Below are 25,109 nucleotides of genomic sequence, written 5' to 3'. Positions count from 1 at the left end.
CCCCCTCGTGGAAGGGTGGGAAACATGACCACACCCCGCATCGAGACGCTTTCCCTCTCCGACGGCCGTGAGCTGCGGGTGACGATCGCCGAACCCGACTCCGCTGTCCGGGGCGGTCTGGTGGTGCTGCACGAGGCGCGCGGTGTCACCCAGGGTGTGCGCACGCTCGTCAGCAGCCTTGCCGACGAGGGCTGGCTCGCCATCGCGCCGCACCTCTACGACGCCGACCGCGTGCACGGTGACGACATCCGCGACCAGGTCAGCAAGCTCAACGGCGACCGGCTGCTCGCGGACACCGACGTCGCGTTCGTCTGGCTGGGGCAGCAGGGTGTGAGCGCCGACCGGATGGGCGTCGTCGGCTTCGACATCGGCGGCACGGTCGCCATGGTGGTCGCCGCCAGCCGCACGATCGGCGCCGCCGTCACCGTGCAGGCCCCCGGCATCCTCGAACCGCTCTCCGACGGCCTCCCCGCGCTCGTGGACGTGGCCGCCGACCTCTCCTGCCCGTGGCTCGGAATCTTCAAGGACGGGGACTCGGAAGAAGTGAGCAAGCTTCGTGATGCTGTGATCAGCTCCGAAACCGCGTCAGATCTGGTCAGGTTCAACGTTTCGAGTGACGAAGCATGGTCTCGTGCGTTGAACTGGTTTGACGCTCACATGAGGTAAGGGTCTTTCCGGCGGATTGGAACCGAACCGTCGGTTGGGTACATCTAAGGAGTGCTTCGGACGGCTGACTGGGTGTAGCTGCGAGTAACGCCCAGTGCTGCGGTGACGAGTTATGCAGTGCAGGGGGTTGTGAGTGATGGCTGAAGGCACTGGGACAGGCACGACTGGTGGCACGACCACTGGCGCTCCACCGGTGACACCCGACGTGACCACGTCGGTCACCGCGCCGATCACGGCTGAACAGCTGGCGGCGGCGAAACCCGTTCTCCAGCAGCAGATGCTGGTGGACAAGGCCGAGGCGAGCAACGCCGCGGCCAAGCTCGACCAGGCGGCCGACAGCGGCAAGCTGACGCTCGACGTCGACGCCGCCGACGCGCTCATCAAGGCGGTCGACGCCGCGCGCGACCAGGTCATGGACCTGTGGAAGCGCGCGACCGACCAGCTCGCCACACCGCTGCAACTGGGGGAGAACCCGGTCGCCAAGGCGATCAGCGCGCGGTTCGCCGACCTGGCCGTCGGTGAAGACTCCGGCGCCGCCAAGGCGCTGCTGGACCTCTTCAAGGTCCTCGACGACATCAGCAACGCGCTCAGCCGCAACCGCGACACCATCCGCGATGCCGACGAAGAAGCCGAACGGTCCATGAAGAACGCCGGGGGGTCGTGGTGAGCCACGGAGGGCACGGGAACAAGGGCAACGGCAACCACGGCCAGGACAACAGAGGCGACGACCGCGGCCACGGCGGCGACAAGGACGGCGGGTACGACCGGAGCGACCTGCACGAGCCCGTCGACTGGATGACGTACACGCACGAGCAGCTCTACAACATGGTGCACACGGGCGTGAACCTCGCCGGTGCCCAGGCCGCCGCCACGAACTGGCAGAAGATCGGCGAGGACATCGCCGGCGTGCGGACGAACCTGCTCAAGGCCGTCGAGGACTCGTCGGTCGGCTGGGACAGCGAGTCCGCCCGGCTCGCGCGCGACGGCCTGACCGAGGTCACCAACTGGGTCGACGACACGGCGAACTACGCCGTCAAGGTGTCGGCCGCGATCACCACCGAGACCAGCAACGTCGAGGCCGCGCGCGCCGCGATGCCGCCGCCTCCCGCCGCCCCCCAGCCGCCGGTGCCCACGGACGCCGCGCTCGTGAACCGGGCGGTCCTGCAGGACCGGCTCACCCAGGTCGACGGCTTCGGCGCGTTGCAGAACGAGCGCGTGCTCGTGCAGCAGCCCCAGACCGATTTCGCGGGCTTCGAGACCATCGGCACCAGCCCCGTCGACACTCTCGCGGCCAACGACGCCTCGCACCGTCTCGCAGCGGACGTGATGGCGACGTTCCAGAAGAACTCGGCCGCGGTCGACCAGACCGTGCCCCAGCAGTTCACGCCCCCGGTCAACCCGATCAACCCGACGCCGACCGGCGGCGACCTCACCAACCGCTCGCACACCGGTGGCACGCCGGACGGCGGCGCGGGCGGTGCCGGTGGTGCTCCCGTCGCGACCAGCGGCGCGCAGAACCAGAACCGCGGCACCACGAACGCCTCCTCGCGCTTCGGCGGCGGTGGAGGTGGCGGTGGCGGCGGCCGCGGTGGCGCCGGAGGGTTCGGCGGCTTCGGCGGCGGCATGGCCCGTCCGTTCGGCTCCGGCAACCAGAGCGGTTCCGGTGGCGGCGGTGCCGGTGGTGGCGTCTCCGGCGGCAACGTCGCCGGCGTGAACGACGGTGCGCGCGGTGGCGGCGCCGGTGGTGCCGCGGCGGCAGCCTCGGCCGCGCCCGGCAACACGACCAAGGCGTTCCAGAACCCGCTCGCGATGGGTGGCGCGCCGATGGCCGGTGCCCCCGCGGCAGGCGGCGGTCAGAACGACTCCAAGGAACACAAGACGGCGAGCTACCTGGAAGAGGACGACAACGTCTTCGGCCTGGACCGCAAGGCGGCCCCGCCGGTGATCGGTCAGTGACCCAGCGCCAGTTCACGGTGAGCTCGCAGGAGTTCTTCCTGCTGTGGCAAGCCGTGCACGGCGAGGACCGCGTCGTGCCGCTCGGAACGCCCCACGTCGGGGCGACCCGGGCGGCGCGGCAGCGCCTCGTCGAAGCGAGTTCGCAGTCCCTTCAGGCCCGCCGCCTCGGCACGATCCAGCGCCCTGACCCGGACCTTCGCGCCCTGGTCAGCGGCCTCGGCGAGTTCGACCGCGCGCTCGAGATCGCGTACTTCAAGGGCGCCGAACTGGCCCGCGGCATCGCGTGCGCGGGCTGGGGCGGTGCCTTCGCCGCCCGCGTGAACGGCGAGGTGCACCTCTACCCGTTCCACCCGACCTCGCTGGCCTCGGCCACGGTGTCGTCGCTGCCGGGCCTCGCGCCGGGCTCCGGCCGTGCCGTGAACGTGCGCTGGGACGACTACGTCCGCGCGGGCAGGGCGGGGGAGCAGGAGGGCAAGCAGGCGTTCCTGGACGTCCTGCGCGACGCCGGCATCCGCGAGCCGGAGGCGCACAACCTCATGCGGATCGTCACGTCCCGCATCGGCGGCGGCGAACTGGGCCTGACCGCCCGCAACCGCGACGGCGTGCCCCGCCCGACCGGCCGTTCGGTCTCGTGGCTCGACACGCGCGAGGGCCGCTACCTCCTGCGCAAGCAGGACGGCTGGCTGGTGCTGGCCCCCGCCGACGCCGCGCGCCTCACGAGCGCGGTCGACGAGCTGATCTCGGCAGGTTAGAACCACACAGGCGGGCTACCGCAAGTCCGTCAATCACACATGGACGTTCCGTTGTGCCTGGGTTAGACATGGGGCATGACCGACACCGACGTCGAACTGCTGTGGCGCCCGGACCCCACGAGGGACAACGGGATGACCGAGTTCCGCTCCTGGCTCGCGGACCGCGGTCACGACTTCCCCGACTACGAGTCGCTGTGGGAGTGGTCCGTCTCCGACCTCGAGGGGTTCTGGGGCGCCATAGCCGCGTACTTCGACGTTCAGTTCCACGCGGGGTACGAGCGCGTCCTGGGGTCCGCGGAGATGCCTGGTGCCCAGTGGTTCCCCGGCGCGACGCTGAACTACGCCGAGCACGCGCTGCGCCGCGGAGCCGACGACGACCTCGCCGTGATCTTCCATCGTGAAGACGGCGTCGCTTCTTCTTTGACGTTCGGTGCGTTGCGTGCGCGCGTGGCCGCTTTCCGGGCCGCGTTGGCCTCCCTGGGCGTCTCGCAGGGCGACCGGGTGGTGGCACTCGTCCCGAACGCCCCCGAGGCCCTCATCGCGTTCCTGGCGGCCGCGTCCCTCGGTGCCACGTGGTCGTCCTGCTCGCCGGACTTCGGCGCCCGCGCCGTGGCCGACCGCTTCACCCAGATCGAGCCGGCGGTGTTCGTCGCGGTCTCCGGCTACGTCTACAACGGACGGTCCTTCGACACCCGCCCGGTGGTCGAGGAGATCCGCGCGCAACTGCCCGGCCTGCGCGCCACGGTCCTGATCGACTACCTGGACAACGGCTCGACGCTGCCCGACACCCTGTCGTTCTCGGAACTGGTCGCGGCCAACGAGGGCGCGCCGCTCGAGTTCACGCCGGTGCCGTTCGACCACCCGCTGTGGGTGCTCTACTCGTCCGGCACCACGGGCCTGCCCAAGGGAATCGTGCAGGGCCACGGCGGCATCGTGCTCGAACACCTCAAGATGCTCGGCCTGCACGGCGACCTGGGCCCCGGCGACCGCTTCTTCTGGTTCACCACCACCGGCTGGATGATGTGGAACTACCTGGTGGGCGGCCTGCTCGTCGGGACCACGATCGTCCTGTTCGACGGCAGCCCCGCTTACCCGTCGCTGAACGCGTTGTGGCACCTGGCAGAGCAGCACCGCGTGACGTACTTCGGCACCTCGGCCCCGTACGTCCAGTCGTGTCTGAAGGAAGGCCTCAACCCGTCGGAGACCTACGACCTGACGGGCCTGCGCGTCGTCGGCTCGACCGGCGCACCCCTGACCCCCGAGGGCTTCCGCTGGATCGCCTCCGCCGTCGGCAAGGACGTCCAGATCGCGTCGGTCTCCGGCGGCACCGACCTCTGCACCGCCTTCGTGGCGGCGTCCCCCGACCGCCCGGTCTGGCTCGGCGAACTCTCCTGCCGCGCCCTGGGCGCCGCCGTCGAGGCCTACGACGAGGCGGGCAACGCCCTGGAGGACGCCGTCGGCGAGCTCGTGATCACGAAGCCGATGCCGTCCATGCCGGTCTTCTTCTGGGGCGACGACGACGGCTCGCGCCTGCGCGACGCGTACTTCGACACATATCCCGGAATCTGGCGCCACGGCGACTGGATCCGCATCACGCCACGGGGTTCGGCGGTGATCTACGGCCGCTCCGACTCGACCCTGAACCGCGGCGGCGTCCGCATGGGCACCTCGGAGTTCTACCGCGTGGTCGAGTCCGTCGACGGTGTCGCCGACTCCCTCGTGATCGACACCTCGGGCGTCACCGAGGGCGAGCTCCTGTGCTTCGTCGTCCTGGACGGCGTCTCGTTGTCCGACGTGGAACCGTTGCTGCGCAAGGAACTGCGGGCCTCCCTTTCCCCTCGCCACGTCCCGAACCGCTTCGTGGCCGTCAGCGAGATCCCCCGCACGCTGAACGGCAAGAAGTGCGAGGTCCCGGTCAAGAAGATCCTCGCCGGCGTGGACCCGGACCGGGCCGTCAGCAGGGGCGCGCTGCGCAATCCGGAGTCCCTCCGGCCGTTCCTGGAAATCGCCTCGGAATGATCTAGGTCACTCGGGCCGCGCCGACCAGGCCTTTTACGCCCCTCTCCGACCCTCAGGACGTGCTCTGACCAGCGCGTTCAGGGTTAGGAGGGGGGCGTTTTGCAACTCGGTTGAGGACCTGTGTAACCTATGTCCCGTGGCCAAGGATGGTCCCGGGAGGCTTCGCCTAGTCTGGTCTATGGCGCCGCACTGCTAATGCGGTTTGGGGTAACCCCCCATCCCGGGTTCAAATCCCGGAGCCTCCGCAAGGCCGAGCCTCTAGGGGATCGGTTACAATTGAATAGCCTGCGCTCGTAGCTCAACGGATAGAGCATCTGACTACGGATCAGAAGGTTACAGGTTCGAATCCTGTCGAGCGCGCTCCACAAAGCCCCAGTCGGACTTCGGTCCCGCTGGGGCTTTGTCGTGTGCATCATTTTCGTTGGTGATCCGGGAATGTTCCCCGGATCACCTCACGGCGAAGTCAGGGCAACCGGATCGCGTCGCGGTGCCGCAGGCCGGTTTCGTGCAGCCGGCGGGTGGCGTCGTCGTCGATGCTGATCCTCCTGATCGACCCCTCGGCGGTGCCCCCGGTCACGAAGACGAGGAGCAACAACGGGAACAGCACGGTGCGCACGAGCATGGCCCAGCACGCCGAGGCGCCGATCCGCCCGCCGTTCGTGGCGCGAACGAGGCGGGTCCCGGTGAGCGCCGCACCGACCGCTCGCCCGTTGCCGAAGAACAGGCCGTATACGAGCGGCGTGCCGATCAGCAGGCCGAGCACGATCAGAGCCGCCGCGCTGTCGGAGACCGGGTCGGTGCGGGTGGCGAGCGCGAACGCGACGAAGCCGGCACCCGCGAAGAGGAGGTAGGTGACGAAGTCCGCGAGCCAGGCCAGCAGCCGCCTCCACCCGCCCGCCGTCACGTAGAGGGTCCCGTCGTCGAACGTGTCGACTCGTTTCGCGATCGTCGGGCCGAAGGCCTGCTCGACGTGCTGCCTGGCGATGTCCAGCCGGGTCGGTCGGCCGGAGCCGGCGACGGTCATCTGCGCACTCCCCGCGGTGTCAGAACACGAAGATCCAAAGTAGCGGACCCGCCTTCGCGGCGATGTGGGTCGATCACCCCCTTGACGGAGCGGGAGGTCCCGTGATCAGCGGCCGGGATCGTGGACAACTGGTTGAACCGGCTACTACGTTGAGCCGTGCCGGTGCTGGTCGACTTCGGTGTGGCCGACGAGTTCTCCCTGGCCTTCCGACGAGCGACCGCGAGCTCAACACGAAAGGCCGGATTTGGTGAACACCTCCGTCGAGCAACAGGTCCGCGAGTACTACAACCACGCAGGGCCCGCCTACCACGCGCTCATGGGGCAGTTCTGGCACCACGGCGACCTGGCGGCCGAGCAAGCGGGCCTGTCACCCGAGGACGCGGCGAAGGCGTTGGCGCGCAGGCAGGTCGACGCGGCCGGGCTGCGGCCCGGCGGGACCGGGCTCGACTTCGGCAGCGGAGTCGGCGGCACGGCGGTCTACATGGCCGAGATCGCCGGCGCGAACGTCGTCGGGATCTCCAACAACGAGTGGCTCTCCGCGCAGGCGCGGAAGTACGCGGCCGAGCAGGGGCTGGCCGATCGGGCCGCGTTCCTCACGGTCGGCGACGAGGACTACAAGTCGCTCATCGCGTGGCCCGACGGGTCGCTCGACATGGTCAGCTTCTACGAGTCGGTGTGCCACCTCCCGGACAAGGCGGCCTTCTTCGCGGCGGCGTTCCGGGTGCTCAAGCCCGGTGCGGCACTGGTCGGCGTCGACTGGATCCGGCGGCCGTTCGGTGACCACCAGACCGAGGAGCAGATCGCGCCGTTCATCGGACCGGTGGAGGAGGTCATCTCCATCCCGCGGCTCGGGACGCTCGACGAGTACCGCGAGATGATGTCGGCCTCCGGGTTCATCATCGAGGCCTCCGAGGACCTCTACCCGGACGTCGAGTGCTGGGGCAGCACGCCTCCCGACGACGGCCAGGGCTGGGGCGAGTACTCCGGTGAGCAGGAGGGCGTGATCCACGACGGCAAGCGCGTGCTCGACGCCGCCCGTGCCGCCGGTGTGTTCTCCGTCGCGCGGTGGGTCGCGCGCAAGCCGGGCTGACGAACGGCCGAGCCCCCTCGGTCTCGGCCGAGGGGGTGTCGGAAGGTGACGCACGCCTGATCTCCGGGCAGAGTGGCGGCGTGGAGCAGCGGGAGATCATGCAGCGGGCGCTCGGCGTCCTCACCCTCAGCTACGACGGCGCCGGTTCCAACGACTACCTGCGCATGGCCCTCAAGTCGTTGCAGGAGGGCGTGTTCAGCTACGAGGTCAAGGTCGACGGCGAGCTGAACGAGGCCGGCGCCCAGGCCCTCAAGCAGGCGATGGACCAGGTGTTGTCGCAGTTCGGCTGGTTCACCGCGGGGCTGCTCTACGCCTTCCACGGGGTCGCGCAGGCGTACGAGAACGACTACGAGGACGCCGACGTGCAGGAGATCCTCCGGCAGCTCGCGCTCAGGCTCGCCGACTGACGAGCTCCGCGCGGACGCCGTCGGAGAACGGCGTCCACGCCTGCACCGCCCACGGCCCGAACCGCAGGTCCGTCAGGGCCACGCAGGCCGCGGAGATCTCCGGGTCGACCCACAGGAACGTGCCGGACTGGCCGAAGTGGCCGAAGGTCCGGGGCGAATGGGAGTTCCCCGTCCAGTGCGGCGACTTCGAGTCGCGGATTTCGAAGCCGAGCCCCCAGTCGTTCGGCTTCTGCATGCCGTAACCGGGCAGCACGCCGTTCAACCCCGGAAAGACGACAGTCGTCGCCTCGCGCACCAGCTCGACGGAGACGAGCTTGGGCGACAGCAGTTCAAGGGCGAACAACGCCAGGTCAGCGGCACTGGACTCGGCGCCGGCGCCCGCCGAGCCGACCAATGCCGAGGAATTCATCCCCAACGGCGCGAAAACGGCCTCGTGCAGATAGGTGGCGAACGGCATTTCGCACGCCTCGCCCACGAAGGACGCCAGGACGTCGAATCCCGCGTTCGAGTAGATCCGGCGCGTGCCCGGCGCGGCCTGCACCTCGGGCTTGTCGAACGCGTAACCGGCGGTGTGCGCGATCAGGTGCCGCACCGTCGACCCCTCGGGGCCGGCGGGCTGGTCCCACTCGACCGCGCCCTCCTCGACGGCCACCAGGACCGCGTACGACGTCAGCAGCTTCGTCACCGACGCGAGCGGGAACACGCGCTGCTGATCGCCCAGTGAACCCACGACGGCACCATCGGCGACGACGGCCACCGCCACGTTCTCGACAGGCCAGGACGCCGCTACTTCCACGCTCCGCATAGGACGCACGTTAACGTCAGGGGGTGACAGTCCGGGAACTGATCGTCCTGGGAACGGCCAGCCAGGTCCCGACCCGCCAGCGCAACCACAACGGCTATCTGCTCAGGTGGGACGGCGAGGGCCTCCTGTTCGACCCCGGTGACGGCAGCCAGCGGCAGCTCCTGCGGTCCGGCGCGGCTGCGAGCGACATCACCCGGATCTGCATCACCCACTTCCACGGCGACCACTGCCTGGGCGTGCCCGGCATCGTCCAGCGGATCAGCCTCGACCGGGTCCCGCACACCGTCCACGCCCACTACCCGCGCTCGGGCGCGCACTTCTTCGAACGCCTCCGGTACGCCAGCGCGTTCTACGACGCCGCCGACGTCCAGGAGGTGCCGGTCGAAGGGGACGGGGTGATCGCCACCGGCAGGTTCGGCCGGCTCGAGGCCTTCGCGCTCGACCACGGCATCGACAGCGTCGGCTACCGCCTGGTCGAACCGGACGGCCACCGCATGCTCCCCGAGAAGCTGAGGGAACACGGCATCCAGGGCCCGCAGGTCCGCGTCCTGCAGGCCGAGGGCGAGCTCGGCGGCGTCAAGCTCGCGGACGTCAGCGAGCCCCGCAAGGGGCAGCGGTTCGCGTTCGTCATGGACACGAGGCTCTGCGACAACGTCTTCGAGCTCGCCGACAACGCGGACATGCTCGTGATCGAGTCGACCTACCTCGCCCGCGACACGAAGCTCGCCGGCGACCACGGCCACCTCACCGCCCAGCAGGCCGCCCGCGTGGCGAAGGACTGCCGCGTCCGCAAGCTCGTCCTCACGCACTTCTCCCAGCGCTACGAGGACCCGGCCGAGTTCCACGCCGAGGCCGCCGCCGAGTTCGACGGCGAGATCGTCATCGCGAAGGACCTCGACCGGGTGCCGGTGCCGAAGCGCGCCACTGGTCCCTGACGATCTCCTTCAACGCCGACGAGCGGGGCTCCCAGCCCAGCGCCCGCAGGCGTGACGCGTCGGCCCGCAGCGAGGGGATCTCACCGGGGACGGCGGGCTTCCAGCTCACGTCCACGGCCCGTCCCGTCACGGCCGCCACGGCGTCCAGCACGTCCCGCACCGAGGCGGGCGTGCAGCCGACGTTGTAGACCGACGACGTGCCCACCTCGCAGGCCTCCAGAGCCACGACGAAGGCAGCAGCAACGTCGCGTACGTGCACGAAGTCGCGCACGGCCGTGCCGTCGCCGTAGACCTCCATCCCGGGCACGGTCCCGGCGGCGCACGCCACGGCCCGCGTGATCACCCGAGTGGTGTCCGTGTCACCACCTCCAGCGACGTTGAACAAACGCAGAGTGGTCGACCCGACCTGTCCGGACCGCGCCGCCCACGTCACCAGGTCCTCCGCGGCGGCCTTGGAGGCGGCGTACGGGGAGGTGGGCTCGCGGACGGACTCCTCGGTCAGCGGGGCGTCCGAGGGCCGGTAGACGGTCCCAGTCGAGGCGAGCAGGAATCGTTGGCCCTCAAGAGCTTTCAGGAGGTTCAGAGTTCCGCCGACGTTCGTCTCGTAGTAGGCGAGCGGATCGACGAAGGACTCGCGGACGCGGGCCGCGGCGGCCAGGTGGATGACGGCGTCCACGTCCGGCAACTCGAACGGCTCGGAGAGCCGCTGACGGAACGGAACCGGTTCATGACCGTGAACCCGCAGCTCACGCATCACGGCGCTGCCGACATAGCCAGTGGCGCCGGTCACCAGAACTCGCACAAGTTGACCCTAAAGGTTGACGCGGGCTGCGCCGATAACCCACAAGTGAGTTATCCCCATCGCGCTGTGCACACAAGCATCGCCGGGCTCCTGCACGACCACGCGGTGCACGAGTTCAAGCGGCAGGAGTTCCTGCGCAACGTGGCCGACATCGTGGGTGCCGCACCCGCGCCCCAGCCGGCCGAGATCACGGCGCCGCTGCCGTCGATCAACCCGAAGCGCGCCTTCCTCAACCGCGTCGACCAGGTCCTCAGGGACGCGGCCCGCTCCCTCTGAGCAGGCACTTCACCGAGAGATCCACTTGCTCGCGGGCTTGAGCCGACAGGCCCGTCGCAAGATTCATCCGGCCGTTGCCGGACCGTGCTTCGACACACATACCGGGTGCATCTACGCTCTGCGTCACCCGGCACTCGCCGGTCACGTCCTCCGCTTCTCTTAAGCGAGTTTTCGGCGATGAATCATGTCCTCTCCGCGCTCAACGAGCGCCTCGGCAGGTTGTTCGGTGATCGGCTGGTAGTTCTGGCCGGTGGCACGCGTCTGGCCAAGCGAGCGCAGGAGCTCCATGCGCTCGGCGCCCGCCATACGCTCGTGCTCGATACCGACGATCATGCGCCGCTACATGATTCGGAGATCGCCCGCTGGGTGTCGCTCGGCATCAAGGGCGGCTTCGTCGCCGTTGAACAGCGCCGCCTGGGCAAGCTGCTGACGAAGCCGAGCGCCGAGGTCAGGGCGATCCTGCGCGACTTCGACGCGCAGCGCGAAGCGGTCGTGATCAGCACGCCGTACAACGAGATCGGCGACTTCCAGGGCCGCCCGGTGCTCAACGCCCGGCAGCACGACTGGGTCGAGCTCGAGAACAAGACCACGATCGACGCGCTCTGGGACGAGCTCTCGGCCCGCCGCGCGCCCGCGATGGTGTTCGACCTCGACTTCGAACGCCTCTGGGGCGCCTCGGAGATCCTGGACCGCGGCGCGGGCGTCGTCTGGTCCGGTGACGGACCCGCGATCAACGGCGGCGCGAACTTCGTGCGCCGCGTGCGGTCCTACGAGGAGGCCAAGGAGGCCTTCGACGTGCTCGCGCCCAAGTGCGAGCAGGTCCGCGTCATGCCGTTCCTCGAGGGCATCCCGGTGAGCGTGCACGGCATCGTCTTCCCGGACGGCACGGCCGTGCTGCGTCCGATCGAGATGGTCGTGCCGCGCCGCCAGGGCCAGGCCAAGTTCCTCTACGCGGGCTGCGCGTCGTTCTACGACCCGCCCGTGTGGATCCGCGACGAGATGCGCAACCTGGCCCGCCGCGTCGGCGAGCACCTGCGCGGCACCGTCGGCTACCGCGGCACGTTCACGCTGGACGGCATCGCGACCGAGGACGGCTTCCTGCCGACCGAGATCAACACCCGCTACGGCGGCGCGATGGTGTGCTTCGAGGACGCCGTCCCGACGCTGCCGCTCGCGCTGGTCCAGGTCGCCCTCGTGGCGGGCTGGGACCTGGGCATCTCCTCGATGGAGTTCGAGGAGCTCGTCCTGCAGGCCGCGGACAACCACCGCGCCGGTGCCGTGGGCGCCAACGTGCGCGCCGTGCAGCCGACCGAAGTGGACGAACGCCGGGTGATCTTCACCGGCTGGGCCTGCCGCCTCGCGCACGCCGACGAGCCCGCGCACGCCACGCTGCGGCTGAGCCCGTCGCCCATCGGCGGCCGCCTCGACCTCGACCTGCACCGCGAGAACATGCCCGTGGGCGCGCCGGTGGCCGCGCTGACGGTCGCCGCGTTCGCGCTGGCGGACCAGGAGTGGGGGACGGGCCTCGGCGCCCTGGAGCCCGCGATCGCGGTCGAGGACGTCGTTCCGGTGGAGGAGTCCTTCGAAGAGGCCGTCACGGCCTGAGCGGACCTACCAGGCGCCCTCGTCGCCGTACGCGGAGACGAGGGCGAACCGGTAGCCCATCAGGGCGGCGGTGATCTCACGGGGCTGGTGCGCGGGCCGCACCAGCCCTTCGCCGAGCACCTTGGGCACCTCGACGCCGAGCAGCTCGGGCGAGCCCTTCAGCAGCGCCACGGCGATCTCGGCGGCGTCCGCGAGCATCTCCTCGCCCGGCAGGTCGATCATGTCGGTCATCAGGCCGTGCACGAACGACGGCAGCTTGTCCGGCACCGCGCAGGCCAGGGCCACGAGGCATGCGACCCGTTCGGACGCCAGCGCCTCGAAGATCTTCGGCGCGCCCTGGGCGACGGCGTGCCGCGTCTGCGTGAGCCAGTCCGGAGCCGTGCGGGGCAGCTCGCGGCCGAGGGCGTTCCACCGGCGGTGCGTGCGCCGTCCGTCCTCCGTGAAGCCCTTGCCCGCCAACGCCATGGCGGCCAGCAGGAAGATGACGCGGTCCCGCACGTCGCCCGCGACCTTGTAGGACGCCCCCAGCTCCACCAGGAACGGCACGGCGCAGAACGAGGCCTCGGACACCGTGTCGTCGGTCAGAAGACGCTCAGCGAGCTGTGAGAGCGCGTTCTGGCGCACGTCCCCGCTCGGGTCCACCAGGTCGCGCAGCAGACGGGGCACCCGACCGGCGCCACCCCGGCCGTCGTAAACCTCGGCCCAGGAAATCCTGTCGAGTCCGCGCAACGGGTCAGGCCGTTGCCAGGCGCGCGGCAGCTCCATAGGCGGGAAAGGTACGGGATGTCACGGAAAGGTCCTCGGAGCCTCGCCCGTACGATCTCGCCGTGTCCTTCTCGGTGGCCGACATCTTCTCGGGTGCGGGCGGCATGAGTTACGGCTTCCACGCCCACCGCGACTTCCGGGTGGTCGGTGCCGCCGACGCGCAGATCGGAAAGCCCAGCTCCAAGCTGGGCTCCTTGCGCTGCAACGACACCTACCGCGCGAACATCGGCGTCGACCCGCTGGAGGTCGACCTCGCGAAGGTCTCGCCCGCGGCGTTGCGCGAGGTGTGGGGCCTGCGGCGCGGTGAGCTCGACGTGCTGCTGGCGTGCCCGCCGTGCTCGGGCTTCAGCCGCATCACCTCGCAGAACCACCTGCGCGACGACCCGCGCAACTCCCTCGTCGGCCGGATCGCGGTGTACGCGCAGGAGCTGCGCCCCAAGGTCGTGCTGATGGAGAACGCCCGCGAGCTCGTCAAGGGCAAGCAGCGCCACCACTTCGACAGCCTCGCCGAGGAGCTCACCCGGATCGGGTACTCCGTCTGGGGCGGCACGCACATGCTCTCGAGGTTCGGCCTGCCGCAGCTGCGCGAGCGGACCCTGATGGTCGCGGTGGACGGCGGCCTGCCGCTGCTCACGCTGGACGACCTGTGGGAGGGCAGGGTCATCCGGCCGTCTGCGATCACGGTCCGGCGCGCCATCGGCAAACTCCCGGTCGTGGCGGCCGGCGTCGCCGACGCCGAGGACCCCATTCACGTCTCGCCCACCTTTTCCCAGGACCGCAGTCTCGAAAGAATGCGCGCGATTCCTGCGAACGGCGGATCGTGGGCTGATCTGCTCCGCTCACCGGCGACCGCGGAGTTGTTGAATCCGGCACAACGCAAGATCGTCGAGCAGCAGAACTGGGGTTCGCACCCCGATGTCTACGGCCGCATGTGGTGGGACGAACCGGCCAGAACCATCAAGCGGGAATGCGGGCACGTCGGCAACGGGCGATATGCCCATCCCGTCCAGCACCGGCTCTGCACGGTGCGTGAGATGGCGCTCCTGCAAGGGTTTCCGCGCCAGTTCCGGTTCGACGTCTCGATTCTCGGGAACGCCTACCGCCATGTGGGTGACGCAGTTCCGCCGCTCATCGCCTACCAGTTGGCCGGGCTGACCAAGTGGATTCTCACCGGTCACCGCCCCGAGCCCAGGGAGATGTGCCTGCGCGGCACTTCACTGCGTCCGGGAGACATTCGGCCGGTGGAAGTGGCCGAAATGGTGGCCTAGGTCTCCCAAGACCTTTGAACCGCCGGTGCCGATCATCCGTAGCGGTACGCCGCTATTGATAACTGTTCGGCAACGAAATTATCGTCACCTGACAAATCCAATGCATCGCGGCCCTATCCATTGTGGACACCGCAGGTGTGTTTGTGCTGATCACGCATAGTGGGTGATGGGGGCCTCACCTCACTCATACGTGTGTCACCCCATCGGATAGCGTCCCGCTCGCTTCCTGTCGGTTCAGTGTCGATGACGACGTGCCGACCGTCCCGACGGATGACTGACTTCCCGCCGCGTTCGGGCTAACTTCAGTGAGCAAGAGGAGACCCATGGCTTCCCGGTTCAGGATCGGCGCCGCGCTGCTCGGAGCAGTCGCCGCCCTCACCTTCTCGACCCTGCCGGCCCACGCCGAAGTGAAGATCAAGCGGATCGACGAGGGCGAGTCCGGTCACGCCGTCTTCCTGAAGCCGGCCAAGGCAACGGACAAGCCGGTCCGGCAGGACACCTCGGTGATGGCGCTGCAGATCGACGACGACAAGAACGGGACCACCAAGGTCCACACGTACTGCGTCGAGCTGCCGACCCCGCTGAAGAAGGGCGACGTCCTCAAGGAGGTGCCGTGGGACAAGCACCCGAACCCGAACACCAAGTTCAAGGAGAACTCGGGCAAGGTGCTCTGGATCCTCAAGAACTCCTACCCGGCGCAGTCGGTCAAGGCGGTCAACGACGCCTTCAAGATCCCGAACCTGGAGAAGAAGGACATCATCGCCGCCACCCAGGCCGCGATCTGGCACTTCTCCGACGGCGCGGAGCTCGCTGACACCAAGGAGAACGACGGCGAGGCCGTCGCGCTGTACAAGCGCTTCATCGCCGACGCCAAGCCCGAGGCCGAGCCGAAGCCGACCCTCGTGATCGAGCCCGAGTCGAAGTCCGGCAAGTCCGGCGAGAAGATCGGCCCGTTCAAGGTCACGACCACGGCCTCCGAGGTCAAGCTGACCGCGAACCTCCCCGAGGGCGTCACCATCACCGACGCGCAGGGCAACCCGCTCGCGGTGCAGAAGAAGGGCGACAACCTCGCCGTTCAGGGCACGGGTGACAAGGTCTCCGAGTTCTTCGTGAACGTTCCGAAGGACGCGAAGGACGGCGAGGCCACCTTCAAGCTCTCCGCCGAGGCCACGCTGTCCGAGGGCCGCCTGTTCATCGCCAAGGACAAGGCGTCCGCCGGTGACGACGGTGTCGCCCAGACGCTCGTCGTCGCGCAGCCGCAGAAGGTCAAGGTCGAGAAGGAGGCCAAGGCCGACTGGAAGCTCGGCACCGTGCCGACCCAGCCGACCACGACCACCACCACGGCCACGACCACCACGACCCCGGAGACCACCACTCCGGCCACGTCGACCACCCCGCTCAACCCGGCTCCGGGTGGCGGTGAGGACAACCTGGCCTCGACCGGTGCGTCGATCCTGTGGCCGCTGCTCGGCGGTCTGGTCCTCGTCGGCGGCGGTGCGGCCGCGCTGTTCGTGGTCCGTCGCAAGAAGGCCGGCGCCTGACAGCCCGGTCCCACTGACGAACGCCCCCTGGTTCCGCGCCGGAGCAGGGGGCGTTTGCCTTTTCTCCCAGGGACTTACCGGCGGCTGAAGCCCGCCACGTAGATGTCGCCGTCGGCGACCGCGACATCCCGGTCGGACGACGCCCCGGAGAAGATCGCGCGGGCCGGGTCGCGGAAGTTCTCCACGACCTCGACGCGCTGCACCGGCTTGGCCGTCGGGATCACGGTCTCCGGAGACCAGAAACGGCCCAGCCGCACCAGGTACGTGTTCACGTTCGGCTTGCCGTCCTCGGTCGCGTACACGCGCCACGTCAGCAGGTCCACGGGCTCGACCTCACGGGTGCGCAGGCCGCGGGCGACCTCCTTGGTCTCCCACCCGCGACCGTTCCACGTGGACAGGTAGTTGCGCAGCGGGCCGCCGGCCTCGTCGCCCATGAACCACAACAGGAACGGCCGCCCGAGCGTCGTGCCGACCTGCTGGATGTAGTCGGGCGACTTGACGTTGTTCGGCAGGGTCAGCGGGGTCTCCGCCACCTTGAGGTGCTTCTCCTGGTCGGCGTCGTCGATCTGGGTGCCCAGGTCCTTGCCCGACGCCGAGTAGAAGTGCCGGTTCTGCGGGTCGAACCACGTGTAGTAGATGTTGCGGTGGTAGCGGTCGTGCTTGTTGCCCTCGGGACCACCGCCCGCGAGCGTGTAGACGATCCGCACGCGGCCGTTGTCCTCCTGGCGGAGCTGGCCGATGTAGATCTCGTTCATGTTGTCCGCGCGCGAGGTCGAGCCGATCGCGAACCGGTCCCCGGTGAGTTCCGTGGAGGTCTTCCACGTCCTGCCGTTGTCCTTGGACACCACGTAGAGCATCGGACGCGTGTCCGTGGGCGTGGTGCCGTCGAGGTCGCGGGTCGTCTCGCGGTAGAACACGTAGATCGTGCCGTCGCGCGTGACGAACGGCATCGGGTACGTGGCCGCGTTCTTCGAGATCAGCGTCTCCTCCCAGACGCCGTCCGCCGAGTGCGGCCGGGGCGAACGGGACATGCGCAGCTCGACGTTGTGCATGCCGCGGAAGATCAGCAGGTGCCCGTCCCGTGCCTGGACCATGGTCGGGTAGTTGTGCGCGTCCGAGGCGCCGTCCGCGATCCGGTTCGGACTGGACCAGGTGGACTCGCGGTGGTCGTACGACTGGACGTAACTGTCCTCGTACTGACCGGCCCAAGAGATGAAAGTCTTGCCGACTTTCCGGTCGTACACCCCTCCGGCGACCGGGCGCCGGTCACTGCGTGCCGCGACGCTCTGCGCCGTGGTCGTCACCGCGAACCCCGCTTTCCCCTGAACGTCGGCCGTGGCGTTGGCCGAAGGGACTGCGACGAGCGGAAACAGCAGTACTGCGGACATAACTCCACGCAGGAGCCGTGTCATCTGGCGTTCCTCCTGGTTCTGACCGCGACGGCGGCCGACCAGGCGGCGGTAGCGACATCTTCGTTGTCACCGAGCCGACTTGTCCAGGCGCAGTTAGCGTGATCGCGGCTATCAACACGCGGGGCCCGCTCGGGTACCCTGCGTCAGGGACGAAGGAGCACCAGATGAACTTCGACGAGATCAAGAACAAGGCCCTGGACCTCGCTGAGCAGAACCACGAGAAGGTCGACCAGGGCATCGACGCCGCGGCGGACTTCGTCGCAGGCAAGTTCGGTCACGAAGAGCAGGTCGACTCGGTTGCCGAGAAGATCAAGGACATCCTTCCAGGTGGATGAGTGAACTCCTTCAACGCCACTGACGCGGGGCGGGTCACCTCAGGTGGGGAGACCCGCTCTCCTTCTGCCCGCAGGCCAGAGATGATCACCTGGCAGGGCCTCCACGAGCCACGGCTCGAACAGGTCCGCCTGCTGCTGTCGAACGACCAGCGCCTGCGCGCCACCGGTCGTCTCGTCGCGGCAGGCCCCGAGGAGCAGTTCAACGCCTCCTTCGAGGTCTCCGTGGGCGAGAGCGGCCAGGTCAACCGCCTGCTCCTGCGCACGGCGACGGTGCTCGAGGAGCGCCAGTGCTCGCTGTCGCGCACCGAGGACGGCGCCTGGCTCGTCGACCACGGCCAGGGCAGCAAGCGCGAGACCTTCAACGGCGCACTCGACGTGGACGTCCAGTTCGCCGTGCTGTTCAACGCCATCCCGATCCGGCGCCTGGGCCTGCACCGCGAGGCCTCCGAGCACACGCTCCCCGTCGTGCGCGTGTCGCTGCCCGATCTGTCGGTTCGCGCCGTCACCCACACCTACAAGACCGTGTCCGTCGGCGACGACGTCTCCGTGGTGCGGTTCAAGAGCGGCGGGTTCGACCAGAACATCAAGGTCGACGCCAACGGCCTGGTGGTCGACTACCCGCTGATCTCGAAGCGGATTTAGAGCAGCTCCAAGAAGTACTTCCTTCGTGGCGAGTCGCGCTCGGGCGATGGAGGCGCGGGGTCCTGGGGTTCTAGCTTCCGACCATGCCGAAACGATTTTCGAGCGTGGTCGGCCGCTCGTTCGGTGATGGCGTCCGCGATGCCATCCAGTCCACCGGGATGACGCAGCGGCGGATCGCCGAGCTGCTCGACTGGGAAGAGGCCAAGGTCTCGGACCTGGTCAAGGGCAAGGGCGGTGTTTCGGAGGTCGAGCTGGCGATGCTGCTGGGCCTCTGCCGAGTCCCTGCGGAGGACGCCCGGTACCTGCTCGCCCTCTACCGGGAGTCGCGGGAACGCGGCTACCTCGTCTTCCCCGAAGACGAGATCCCGGACCAGGTGCGCTCGCTGGTCGACCAGGAGCGCCTCGCCAACAAGATCACCATGTGGTCGATGAACCTGGTCCCCGGCCCACTGCAGATCCCGGGCTACACCACCGCCCTCATCCAGCGCTCCGGCAGGGCCAAGTCCATCAACATCCCCGAAGTCCTGGCCGCGAAGTCGGCGCGGCAGGCGATCTTCCACCACAGCAGGCAGTTCGTCTTCTACATCCACGAGCAGGCCCTGCGCCTGCCTGTCGGCACTCCCGAACTGATGCAAGAACAGCTGCTTCACCTGCTGGCCATGAACAACCGCACCTACATCACCATGCGGGTCGTGCCCATCGCGTTCGGCGCACACGCAGGACTTGCCGGTTCGTTCCAGCAGCTCAGCTATGCGAAGTACGAGCCCGTCGTCTTCACCGAAACCGAGAACACCAGCCTCTTCGTCGAGGACAAGGCCTCCCTTGCCAAGTACGCCGAGGTGATCAAGTTGCTCGACCTCCAAGCTCTGGATGCGGAAGAATCGAGGGGGCTGATCACCAGCATCTTGGCTTGAGGAGGCTCTGCATGGCGGTGTGGCGCAAGAGCAGCTACAGCCCGGTGAACGACTGCGTCGAGGTCGGTCGTGGCGTCGGCATCCGGGACAGCAAGGCGCCGGCCATGCACCTGCCCGTGTCGGACAAGGCGTGGTCGGCGTTCCTCACCGACATCAAGTCCCGCTAGACCATCTCTCCCAGCACCTCCGGGTCGATCACGATCGGCGCCGGCCGGTACGCGGGCGGCTCGACCCCCATCAGCGCGCGCACCAGGAAGTCCCACGCCTTCGTCCGCACGTACGCCATCCGGTCGAGGAACAGGTGCTCGGCACCGGGCACGACCACCAGCTCGAACTCCTTGCCGGCGTTGATCAACGCGTCCGCCAGCCGCAGCGAGTGGTCGGGGTGCACGGTGTCGTCCAGTTCGCCGTGCACCAGCAACAACTTCCCCTCCAGCCGGTCCGCGAGCTCGACGTTCGACGCGCGCTTCCACGCCTCGTGGTTGCCGGCGCCGTCAACACCTTCCGCCCAGCCGAGGCCGATGTACCGGGCGTCGTGCGAGCCGGACAGCGCGACACCGGCGTGGAACGTCTCCGGGAAGGCGAGCACCGCCCGTCCCGCAGCGAATCCGCCGCCGGAGTGGCCCATCACGCCCACCCTGCCGAGGTCCATCCACGGTCGGGTCGACGCCAGCTCGTGCAGTGCCGCGACGTGGTCGACCAGGCCGCCCGCGTCGGCCAACTCGCCTTCGAGGAACGCTGCCGAACGGCCCGGCGTACCGCGTCCGTCCAGTGCCACCACCACGAAACCGAGTGCTGCCAACGGTTCCGCGTCGAGGCCCATGCCGCCGGGGTCGAAGCACGGTTCGACGCGGTTGACCTGGGGACCGGGGTAGACGCTGTCGACCACCGCGTAGCTGCCGGCCGGGTCGAAGCCGTGCGGCTTGTAGAGCACGCCGTAGATGTCGGTCTCGCCGTCCGCTGCCTTGACGCGGAAGCGTTCCGGCGCGGTCCAGCCCGTGGCGAGCAGGCGGCTGATGTCGGCCTGCTCCAACGGAACCAGCACCTCGCCGGTCCACGAGCGCACGGTCGTCACCGGAGGGGTGTCCACAGTGGAGGCCGAGTCGACGAAGTACGAGCCGTCCGGGGACACCGCGACGACGTGGTCCAGCGAGTCGTCCGTGACGATCGTGAAGCCGGTGCCGTCCAGGCCGACCTTGCAGACCGTGCGCCGGTACGGGTCCTCGGGCACGAGTCCGGACGCGGTGAAGTGCACGGTTCCGTCACCCACGTGCAGGATCTCGCGGACCAGGTACTCGCCCGCGGTGACCTGGCCGAGCAACGAGCCGGTGTGCAGGTCGTAGCGGTAGAGGTGGCCCCAGCCGTCGCGCTGCGAGAACCACAGCACCTCGTCCGCCACGACCCGGACGAGGGGCGGGCCGTAGATCAGCTGGTTGGGGCCGAGGCGGCCGGTGCCCGTCTCGGTCACCACGACGCGGACCTCGCCGGTCGTGGCGTCCATCCGGTTCAGGGTCAGCGTGTGCCGGTCGCGGGGGCGGGAGAGGAAGTAGACGGCGGTGCTGTCGTCCGACCACCACGCCCAGCCGGCCGTGATCGGCGAGAACTCCGGCATGAGCAGCGGGTCGCAGGCGGCGCGGACCGTCGTGCCCGCCTCGACGTCGAACACCACGAGCTCCGCCAGCGGCATGTCGACGTCGCCGGGGTACGCGTAGTGCTGTTGGTGCGTCACGGGTGCGCCACCGTCGGCCGGGCGCGACTCCAGCAGGTAGGTCCTGCGGACGTTGCGCTGGTCGGTGCGGTGGGCGAGGACCTTGGACGAGTCCGGGGACCACGCCAGGGCGGGCGGCATGTGCGGCAGGCCGAACTTGCGCATCAGCGTGCCGTAGCTCATGGCGTCCGGGCCGTAGCCGTATCCGTGGCCCTCGACGCCGTCCGCGGTGAGCGCCCACTCGCGCTCACCGGAGCGCGCCCACAGGTCGTGCCCGCGACGCGACACCGCGATCTTGCCGTCGGGTGACGGCACCTCCAGCGGGTTGCCCGGCGCCGCGACGAACGGCATCGGGTCGAAGCCCGGTGTGCGGGTTCCCGCCGCCGGGTCGACGACGACGAACTCGCGGTCGGTGCCGTTGCGGACCTGGTACCAGAAGCGGCGGCCGCCTTCTATCCACTGTGGACGGACCTTGTCGCCGACGACCAACTCGCCGGGTGCGGCGGGGCGGCGGAGCAGCTGTTCGGCGGTTCGGTAGTGGGCATCGGCGATCATGGTGTTCCCCCTGTGGTGCCGTTGTTTCTGATGAGCGAAACGCTACGTTGCGTTCACTGAGTCGGCCAACGAGTTTGTTGCGCACGATGGCCATATACGCAGTTCAAAAGCGCATTATCATTGCAACGAGCTGTAGATCTAATGCAACGTACGTTGCAATGATGTGCAGCTGAACGCTATGCTCCGCGCATGCCAGGAGGTCGACTCACCCAGCAGGAACGCCGCCAGATCGCCATCGGCCTGGCCGACGGCCTCGCGTACGCGGAGATCGCGAGGGGCCTCGACCGGCCCACCTCGACGGTCACGCGCGAGGTCATGCGCAACGGAGGCCCGGCCGGCTACAAGCCCGACATCGCCCAACTGGCCACCGAGCGCCGTTCGCAGCGGCGCAAGCAGGCCGCGCCGAAGGGCAGGCAGGTCCCGCCCCGCGCCGACGGACGCGATCCCGAGGCCGTGCGGGAGTTCGAGGACGTGTTCTCGGAGATCTTCATCGGCCAGGGCCTGCCGAAGATGACGGCGAGGGCGCTCGCGAGCCTCTACGCCACCGACTCCGGCAGCCTGACCGCGGCGGAACTGGTGGCACACCTGCAGGTCAGCCCGGCCTCGGTCTCGAAAGCCATGGCGTACCTGGAAAGCCAGGGTCTGATCGGCCGCGTCCGCGACGAACGCCGCCGCGAGCGCTACGTCGTCGACGACGGCGACATCTGGTACCAGTCGATGATCGCCAGCGCCGCGGGCACGACCAAACTCGCCGAGGCCGCGCGCCAGGGCGTCAGCGGTCTCGGCCCCGGCACGCCCGCGGCCGTCCGGCTGGAGAACATCGCGCGGTTCCTCGACTTCGTGAGCGAGGCCATAGTGCGTGCGGCCGAGCAGTCGCGGGCGATCCTGCACTCGAAGAACTAGCGACCCGGCTTGGATCAATAGCATCGGCTTTCTTGGTCTCGATCCAATTTTCAGCCCGATGACATTTAGTCGATCCCAGATGGGATACTTTCTGTGCACCGCAAGTCCGGGTAGTACATTCGACTTGGCACATTCTCCCGCGTCACCCAGGTAGGCGACATTCAGTAACAGATCACTCGCGGTGGTCGACATCGTGTGGTGTTGGTTGCGGTCGTGGAGGTGTGGTGGGAGCGGTCGAAGCGGTTGCTACGGCGAGTGGTGGAGTCTGGGACCACTATCGAGATGATCGCGGTGTGCCGATTTTCCGACTCGAGGTACAGGCAGCCGGTCGGTCACTTCAGGAGCGGGCGATGATCCAGGCTGAAGTCGCCCGATTGATGAAGGCGGCCAGGAACGGCCGGCTCAAGCCGTATTTGGAGCTGAAGCACATCCGCCGCAACCGCATGATCTACGAACTGCGACTGAGCTTCGGCGGAGACCTGGGGACACCGCCCCAGCTCTGGCGGCTCTACTTCGGGTGGCATCGCGATCGTGGGCCGCTGCGTCTGGCGCTCAAGTTCGGCTCGAAGCCGACCGACAGTAGCGGTAGAGCTGTCCAGAACACCCATATAGACGAGGCTGGAGACCGATACAGATCGTGGCTGGCGCGGCAGTGAACCAGGTAGTATAAACCGTACTTGATGAGGGAGGTGGGACGTGCGGGACGAAATCGACGATCTTCTGGGCATCGACACTGAAGATCCGATGCAACGGTTGGCGATCGAGCTCGTCGAGTCGGACGACCAACTCATGAGGAAGCTGGTGGAATGCCGCCACCGGCAAGGCCTGACACAGGGCGAAGTCGGACGACGAATGGGCGTCACGCAGCCCGCCGTGGCAGCGTTCGAGCGTCCGGACGCTGATCCCAAGCTCTCCACCATCCGTCGGTACGCTCTGGCGATCGGTGTCATGGTGAAGCACTCGGTGACCGAGATGGCTCAGGGTGCGTCGATGATCTCGACCGAATCCGCGTCGACCGGCGCGGCCGGCGATGCGAGAATCGCGGTTCGCCCCGGATCGACCTATCTGGCCGTCGTCCAGTGAATGTCACCGTTCTGCTCGCCGACCACGCGCAAAGTGGCCTGGGCGGCAAGATGAATGCGCTGGGCGTCGGTTGGGCCAGGACTGGAACGCCCCTCGGGTCTCATTCTGTGATTTTGTTCGCAGAGGTGGACGAGTCCGAGGTGGAGGTGTGTCACCGACTCACCTTGCGGCTTGTCGACGAGGCTGGAAATCCGGTTTCCGATCCCAGCGGTGGTCCTATCGAGGCAGAGGCCGATCTCGTCGTCAACGACACCTTCGGTGTAGCGGGAATCGCCGTCAACATCGGTGCCGGCTTGCCACTCGAACCCGGCGTGTACGCGTGGGAGGTTCTCACCTCTGCTTCTGCGGACCTCGTGGGGAAGCGTCGGTTCTTGGTGGTGGAAGGTGCGGTGACACCGCCCACGGCCGAGCCGTCGGCCAAGCAGGCTTGACCGACGGCACGTCAGATCACCACTAGACGCGCACCGCCACGGCGACGCCCTGCCCGACGCCCACACACGCCGCGGCGATGCCGACACCGCCACCACGAGCCCGCAGGTGGCGGCACAGGTCGACGATCACGCGCGGCATCGAGGCGCCGAGCGGGTGCCCGTAGGCGATCGCGCCGCCGTGGACGTTCACCTTCTCCTTGTCGATCTCGGGGAGGTGGTGCACGACCGACAGGACCATCGCGGCGAAGGCCTCGTTGATCTCCCACAGGTCCACCTGCTCGGCCTGGAGGTGCAGGCGCTTCAACAACTTCCGGATCGCCGGAACGGGCGCGACCGTGAACCGGTGCGGCTCCTCGCCGGTGGTCGCCGACCCGAGCACCTCGCCCAGCGGTTCGGCGCCCAGTTCCGACGCGATCGCTTCCGTGCCGAGCAGAGCGGCCACAGCGCCGTCGTTCAACGGCGACGCGTTGCCCGCCGTCACCGACCCGCCCTCCGAGAACGCGGGCTTCAGCTTCGAGAGCTTCTCGATGCTCGTGTCGGCGCGGACGTTCTCGTCACGCCGGATCGCCGTCCCGTCCGGCAGCTGCACGGGGAACGCGAAACCCTCGTGCACCCCCGCGCCCCACGCGGCCGACGCACGGCGGTGCGAGCGGAGCGCGAAGTTGTCCATCTGCTCGCGCGTGAACCCCAGTTCCGTGGCGACGTTCTCGGCGGCCAGGCCCAGCGGCACGGTGTAGTGCTTGGGCATGCGCGGGTTCACGAGCCGCCAGCCGAGCGCCGTCGACACGGTCTCCAGCCGGTCCGGGAACGCCTTGTCCGGCCGGGCCGTCACGAACGGCGCCCGCGACATCCCCTCGACGCCACCGGCGACGATGAGGTCGGCGTCCCCGGTGATCAACGCGCGGGCGGCCTGGATGATCGACTCGCCGCCGGACGCGCACAGCCGGTTCAGCGTCGCGCCCGGGACGGAGACCGGCAGGCCTGCGAGCAGCGCGGCCATGCGGGCGACGTTGCGGTTGTCCTCGCCGGCGCCGTTCGCGTCGCCCAGCAGCACGTCGTCGATGCGCGCGAGGTCGAGGGACGGGTAGCGGCGCAGCAGGTCGACGATGGGCAACGCCGCCAGGTCGTCCACGCGGATGCCGGAGAGCCCTCCCCGGTACCTGCCGAACGGTGTGCGGGCGGCGTCGATGATCAGTGCGCGTGCCATGGAACCCA

At 68.6% G+C, this 25,109-nt stretch carries 28 protein-coding genes and 2 tRNA genes; 22 read left to right on the top strand and 8 right to left on the bottom strand.

Going from position 1 to position 25,109, the window contains the following annotated elements; translation table 11 throughout:
* Nucleotides 1-24: 24 nt before the first annotated feature.
* The 7 genes from ND450_RS31440 (at nucleotide 25) to ND450_RS31410 (ending at nucleotide 5,753) form a co-directional block, all read left to right on the top strand.
* Nucleotides 25-666, top strand: a complete 642-nt coding sequence (locus ND450_RS31440; protein WP_089907862.1) for a dienelactone hydrolase family protein — start codon at nucleotides 25-27, stop codon at nucleotides 664-666.
* 193 nt (nucleotides 667-859) lie between these two features.
* Nucleotides 860-1,333: a hypothetical protein gene (locus tag ND450_RS31435; RefSeq protein ID WP_253322032.1), complete on the top strand. Its 474-nt coding sequence runs from the start codon at nucleotides 860-862 to the stop codon at nucleotides 1,331-1,333.
* The gene (locus ND450_RS31430) at nucleotides 1,330-2,622 is read left to right on the top strand and encodes a hypothetical protein (RefSeq protein WP_253322031.1); all 1,293 of its coding nucleotides are present in this window, start codon (nucleotides 1,330-1,332) and stop codon (nucleotides 2,620-2,622) included. Before ND450_RS31435 ends, ND450_RS31430 begins: the two co-directional genes overlap by 4 nt.
* Nucleotides 2,619-3,374: an ESX secretion-associated protein EspG gene (locus ND450_RS31425; protein WP_089907871.1), complete on the top strand. Its 756-nt coding sequence runs from the start codon at nucleotides 2,619-2,621 to the stop codon at nucleotides 3,372-3,374. Before ND450_RS31430 ends, ND450_RS31425 begins: the two co-directional genes overlap by 4 nt.
* Before the next feature lie 75 nt (nucleotides 3,375-3,449).
* A complete protein-coding gene (locus ND450_RS31420) occupies nucleotides 3,450-5,393 on the top strand; it encodes an acetoacetate--CoA ligase (RefSeq protein ID WP_253322030.1) in 1,944 nt (647 codons plus the stop codon).
* Between the two features lie 155 nt (nucleotides 5,394-5,548).
* Nucleotides 5,549-5,638: transfer RNA gene (locus tag ND450_RS31415), tRNA-Ser, on the top strand.
* A gap of 42 nt (nucleotides 5,639-5,680) precedes the next feature.
* Nucleotides 5,681-5,753 (top strand) — tRNA-Arg (locus ND450_RS31410).
* A gap of 103 nt (nucleotides 5,754-5,856) precedes the next feature.
* On the opposite strand, the gene ND450_RS31405 is transcribed toward ND450_RS31410, so the two are convergent.
* Complete coding sequence (locus ND450_RS31405) at nucleotides 5,857-6,417, bottom strand: RDD family protein (protein ID WP_253322029.1); 561 nt, start codon at nucleotides 6,415-6,417, stop codon at nucleotides 5,857-5,859.
* A gap of 247 nt (nucleotides 6,418-6,664) precedes the next feature.
* Here ND450_RS31405 and ND450_RS31400 point away from each other — a divergent pair, with 247 nt between their 5' ends.
* Together ND450_RS31400 and ND450_RS31395 are read left to right on the top strand one after the other, a co-directional pair.
* Nucleotides 6,665-7,507: a cyclopropane-fatty-acyl-phospholipid synthase family protein gene (locus ND450_RS31400; RefSeq protein WP_253322028.1), complete on the top strand. Its 843-nt coding sequence runs from the start codon at nucleotides 6,665-6,667 to the stop codon at nucleotides 7,505-7,507.
* An 80-nt stretch (nucleotides 7,508-7,587) separates the two neighbouring features.
* Complete coding sequence (locus ND450_RS31395; protein WP_143091403.1) at nucleotides 7,588-7,914, top strand: hypothetical protein; 327 nt, start codon at nucleotides 7,588-7,590, stop codon at nucleotides 7,912-7,914.
* On the opposite strand, the gene ND450_RS31390 is transcribed toward ND450_RS31395, so the two are convergent.
* Nucleotides 7,898-8,719, bottom strand: coding sequence for a serine hydrolase (locus ND450_RS31390; RefSeq protein ID WP_253322027.1), 822 nt, complete (start codon nucleotides 8,717-8,719; stop codon nucleotides 7,898-7,900). The genes ND450_RS31395 and ND450_RS31390 overlap by 17 nt on opposite strands.
* A 23-nt stretch (nucleotides 8,720-8,742) precedes the next feature.
* On the opposite strand from ND450_RS31390, the gene ND450_RS31385 reads away from it, so the two are divergent.
* Entirely contained in the window at nucleotides 8,743-9,654 is a 912-nt protein-coding gene (locus tag ND450_RS31385) for a ribonuclease Z (protein ID WP_253322026.1), read from the top strand.
* Here ND450_RS31385 and ND450_RS31380 read toward each other — a convergent pair.
* A complete protein-coding gene (locus tag ND450_RS31380) occupies nucleotides 9,599-10,456 on the bottom strand; it encodes an NAD-dependent epimerase/dehydratase family protein (protein ID WP_253322025.1) in 858 nt (285 codons plus the stop codon). The two genes, ND450_RS31385 and ND450_RS31380, sit on opposite strands and share 56 nt — an antisense overlap.
* 66 nt (nucleotides 10,457-10,522) lie before the next feature.
* On the opposite strand from ND450_RS31380, the gene ND450_RS31375 reads away from it, so the two are divergent.
* A complete protein-coding gene (locus ND450_RS31375) occupies nucleotides 10,523-10,732 on the top strand; it encodes a hypothetical protein (RefSeq protein ID WP_089907906.1) in 210 nt (69 codons plus the stop codon).
* A gap of 159 nt (nucleotides 10,733-10,891) precedes the next feature.
* On the opposite strand, the gene ND450_RS31370 is transcribed toward ND450_RS31375, so the two are convergent.
* A complete protein-coding gene (locus ND450_RS31370; protein WP_245785813.1) occupies nucleotides 10,892-11,065 on the bottom strand; it encodes a hypothetical protein in 174 nt (57 codons plus the stop codon).
* A gap of 33 nt (nucleotides 11,066-11,098) precedes the next feature.
* On the opposite strand from ND450_RS31370, the gene ND450_RS31365 reads away from it, so the two are divergent.
* Nucleotides 11,099-12,337 carry a hypothetical protein gene (locus ND450_RS31365; RefSeq protein WP_253322024.1) on the top strand — a complete coding sequence of 413 codons (1,239 nt, stop codon included), beginning with the start codon at nucleotides 11,099-11,101 and terminating at the stop codon, nucleotides 12,335-12,337.
* 6 nt (nucleotides 12,338-12,343) lie between these two features.
* Here the strand turns inward: ND450_RS31365 and ND450_RS31360 are convergent, their stop codons facing one another.
* Nucleotides 12,344-13,102 (bottom strand): hypothetical protein, encoded by a 759-nt coding sequence (locus ND450_RS31360; RefSeq protein WP_253322023.1) that lies wholly within the window; start codon nucleotides 13,100-13,102, stop codon nucleotides 12,344-12,346.
* 62 nt (nucleotides 13,103-13,164) lie between these two features.
* Here ND450_RS31360 and ND450_RS31355 point away from each other — a divergent pair, with 62 nt between their 5' ends.
* Both ND450_RS31355 and ND450_RS31350 read left to right on the top strand, forming a co-directional pair.
* Nucleotides 13,165-14,370: a DNA cytosine methyltransferase gene (locus ND450_RS31355; protein WP_245785815.1), complete on the top strand. Its 1,206-nt coding sequence runs from the start codon at nucleotides 13,165-13,167 to the stop codon at nucleotides 14,368-14,370.
* A 323-nt stretch (nucleotides 14,371-14,693) separates the two neighbouring features.
* On the top strand, nucleotides 14,694-15,911 hold the full coding sequence (locus tag ND450_RS31350) for a thioester domain-containing protein (RefSeq protein WP_253322022.1): 1,218 nt from the start codon (nucleotides 14,694-14,696) through the stop codon (nucleotides 15,909-15,911).
* A gap of 74 nt (nucleotides 15,912-15,985) precedes the next feature.
* On the opposite strand, the gene ND450_RS31345 is transcribed toward ND450_RS31350, so the two are convergent.
* Complete coding sequence (locus tag ND450_RS31345; RefSeq protein WP_253322021.1) at nucleotides 15,986-17,299, bottom strand: BNR-4 repeat-containing protein; 1,314 nt, start codon at nucleotides 17,297-17,299, stop codon at nucleotides 15,986-15,988.
* Nucleotides 17,300-17,487: 188 nt separating this feature from the next.
* On the opposite strand from ND450_RS31345, the gene ND450_RS31340 reads away from it, so the two are divergent.
* From ND450_RS31340 to ND450_RS31325, 4 genes are all read left to right on the top strand, one after another.
* Nucleotides 17,488-17,658 carry an antitoxin gene (locus ND450_RS31340; RefSeq protein WP_089907918.1) on the top strand — a complete coding sequence of 57 codons (171 nt, stop codon included), beginning with the start codon at nucleotides 17,488-17,490 and terminating at the stop codon, nucleotides 17,656-17,658.
* 81 nt (nucleotides 17,659-17,739) lie between these two features.
* Nucleotides 17,740-18,300: a putative glycolipid-binding domain-containing protein gene (locus ND450_RS31335; RefSeq protein WP_245785817.1), complete on the top strand. Its 561-nt coding sequence runs from the start codon at nucleotides 17,740-17,742 to the stop codon at nucleotides 18,298-18,300.
* An 83-nt stretch (nucleotides 18,301-18,383) separates the two neighbouring features.
* The gene (locus ND450_RS31330) at nucleotides 18,384-19,214 is read left to right on the top strand and encodes a DUF5753 domain-containing protein (protein ID WP_253322020.1); all 831 of its coding nucleotides are present in this window, start codon (nucleotides 18,384-18,386) and stop codon (nucleotides 19,212-19,214) included.
* A gap of 11 nt (nucleotides 19,215-19,225) precedes the next feature.
* The gene (locus ND450_RS31325) at nucleotides 19,226-19,381 is read left to right on the top strand and encodes a DUF397 domain-containing protein (protein WP_253322019.1); all 156 of its coding nucleotides are present in this window, start codon (nucleotides 19,226-19,228) and stop codon (nucleotides 19,379-19,381) included.
* On the opposite strand, the gene ND450_RS31320 is transcribed toward ND450_RS31325, so the two are convergent.
* Nucleotides 19,378-21,477 carry a prolyl oligopeptidase family serine peptidase gene (locus tag ND450_RS31320; RefSeq protein ID WP_253322018.1) on the bottom strand — a complete coding sequence of 700 codons (2,100 nt, stop codon included), beginning with the start codon at nucleotides 21,475-21,477 and terminating at the stop codon, nucleotides 19,378-19,380. The genes ND450_RS31325 and ND450_RS31320 overlap by 4 nt on opposite strands.
* Nucleotides 21,478-21,666: 189 nt before the next feature.
* On the opposite strand from ND450_RS31320, the gene ND450_RS31315 reads away from it, so the two are divergent.
* From ND450_RS31315 to ND450_RS31300, 4 genes are all read left to right on the top strand, one after another.
* A complete protein-coding gene (locus ND450_RS31315; RefSeq protein WP_253322017.1) occupies nucleotides 21,667-22,380 on the top strand; it encodes a helix-turn-helix domain-containing protein in 714 nt (237 codons plus the stop codon).
* A 350-nt stretch (nucleotides 22,381-22,730) separates the two neighbouring features.
* Nucleotides 22,731-23,036: a hypothetical protein gene (locus ND450_RS31310; protein ID WP_253322016.1), complete on the top strand. Its 306-nt coding sequence runs from the start codon at nucleotides 22,731-22,733 to the stop codon at nucleotides 23,034-23,036.
* A gap of 40 nt (nucleotides 23,037-23,076) precedes the next feature.
* Nucleotides 23,077-23,463: a helix-turn-helix transcriptional regulator gene (locus tag ND450_RS31305; protein ID WP_253322015.1), complete on the top strand. Its 387-nt coding sequence runs from the start codon at nucleotides 23,077-23,079 to the stop codon at nucleotides 23,461-23,463.
* Nucleotides 23,460-23,894: a hypothetical protein gene (locus tag ND450_RS31300; protein ID WP_253322014.1), complete on the top strand. Its 435-nt coding sequence runs from the start codon at nucleotides 23,460-23,462 to the stop codon at nucleotides 23,892-23,894. Before ND450_RS31305 ends, ND450_RS31300 begins: the two co-directional genes overlap by 4 nt.
* Before the next feature lie 22 nt (nucleotides 23,895-23,916).
* Here the strand turns inward: ND450_RS31300 and ND450_RS31295 are convergent, their stop codons facing one another.
* The gene (locus ND450_RS31295) at nucleotides 23,917-25,101 is read right to left on the bottom strand and encodes an acetyl-CoA C-acyltransferase (protein ID WP_253322013.1); all 1,185 of its coding nucleotides are present in this window, start codon (nucleotides 25,099-25,101) and stop codon (nucleotides 23,917-23,919) included.
* Nucleotides 25,102-25,109: the final 8 nt, after the last annotated feature.

It is taken from the genome of Lentzea sp. HUAS12 (assembly GCF_024125735.1).
Taxonomy (GTDB): domain Bacteria; phylum Actinomycetota; class Actinomycetes; order Mycobacteriales; family Pseudonocardiaceae; genus Lentzea; species Lentzea albida.
Note: the sequence above shows the minus strand (reverse complement) of the source record. Positions and strands in the feature narration are given on the sequence as shown.

Bases quoted from the DNA above. Each gene is read 5' to 3' on its own strand.
- ND450_RS31440 (WP_089907862.1), top strand. From the start codon at position 25: ATGACCACACCCCGCATCGAGACGCTTTCCCTCTCCGACGGCCGTGAG.
- ND450_RS31420 (WP_253322030.1), top strand. From the start codon at position 3,450: ATGACCGACACCGACGTCGAACTGCTGTGGCGCCCGGACCCCACGAGG.
- ND450_RS31405 (WP_253322029.1), bottom strand. From the start codon at position 6,417: ATGACCGTCGCCGGCTCCGGCCGACCGACCCGGCTGGACATCGCCAGG.
- ND450_RS31390 (WP_253322027.1), bottom strand. From the start codon at position 8,719: ATGCGGAGCGTGGAAGTAGCGGCGTCCTGGCCTGTCGAGAACGTGGCG.
- ND450_RS31370 (WP_245785813.1), bottom strand. From the start codon at position 11,065: ATGATCGTCGGTATCGAGCACGAGCGTATGGCGGGCGCCGAGCGCATG.
- ND450_RS31360 (WP_253322023.1), bottom strand. From the start codon at position 13,102: ATGGAGCTGCCGCGCGCCTGGCAACGGCCTGACCCGTTGCGCGGACTC.
- ND450_RS31350 (WP_253322022.1), top strand. From the start codon at position 14,694: ATGGCTTCCCGGTTCAGGATCGGCGCCGCGCTGCTCGGAGCAGTCGCC.
- ND450_RS31345 (WP_253322021.1), bottom strand. From the start codon at position 17,299: ATGTCCGCAGTACTGCTGTTTCCGCTCGTCGCAGTCCCTTCGGCCAAC.
- ND450_RS31340 (WP_089907918.1), top strand. From the start codon at position 17,488: ATGAACTTCGACGAGATCAAGAACAAGGCCCTGGACCTCGCTGAGCAG.
- ND450_RS31335 (WP_245785817.1), top strand. From the start codon at position 17,740: ATGATCACCTGGCAGGGCCTCCACGAGCCACGGCTCGAACAGGTCCGC.
- ND450_RS31330 (WP_253322020.1), top strand. From the start codon at position 18,384: ATGCCGAAACGATTTTCGAGCGTGGTCGGCCGCTCGTTCGGTGATGGC.
- ND450_RS31325 (WP_253322019.1), top strand. From the start codon at position 19,226: ATGGCGGTGTGGCGCAAGAGCAGCTACAGCCCGGTGAACGACTGCGTC.
- ND450_RS31320 (WP_253322018.1), bottom strand. From the start codon at position 21,477: ATGATCGCCGATGCCCACTACCGAACCGCCGAACAGCTGCTCCGCCGC.
- ND450_RS31315 (WP_253322017.1), top strand. From the start codon at position 21,667: ATGCCAGGAGGTCGACTCACCCAGCAGGAACGCCGCCAGATCGCCATC.
- ND450_RS31310 (WP_253322016.1), top strand. From the start codon at position 22,731: ATGATCCAGGCTGAAGTCGCCCGATTGATGAAGGCGGCCAGGAACGGC.
- ND450_RS31295 (WP_253322013.1), bottom strand. From the start codon at position 25,101: ATGGCACGCGCACTGATCATCGACGCCGCCCGCACACCGTTCGGCAGG.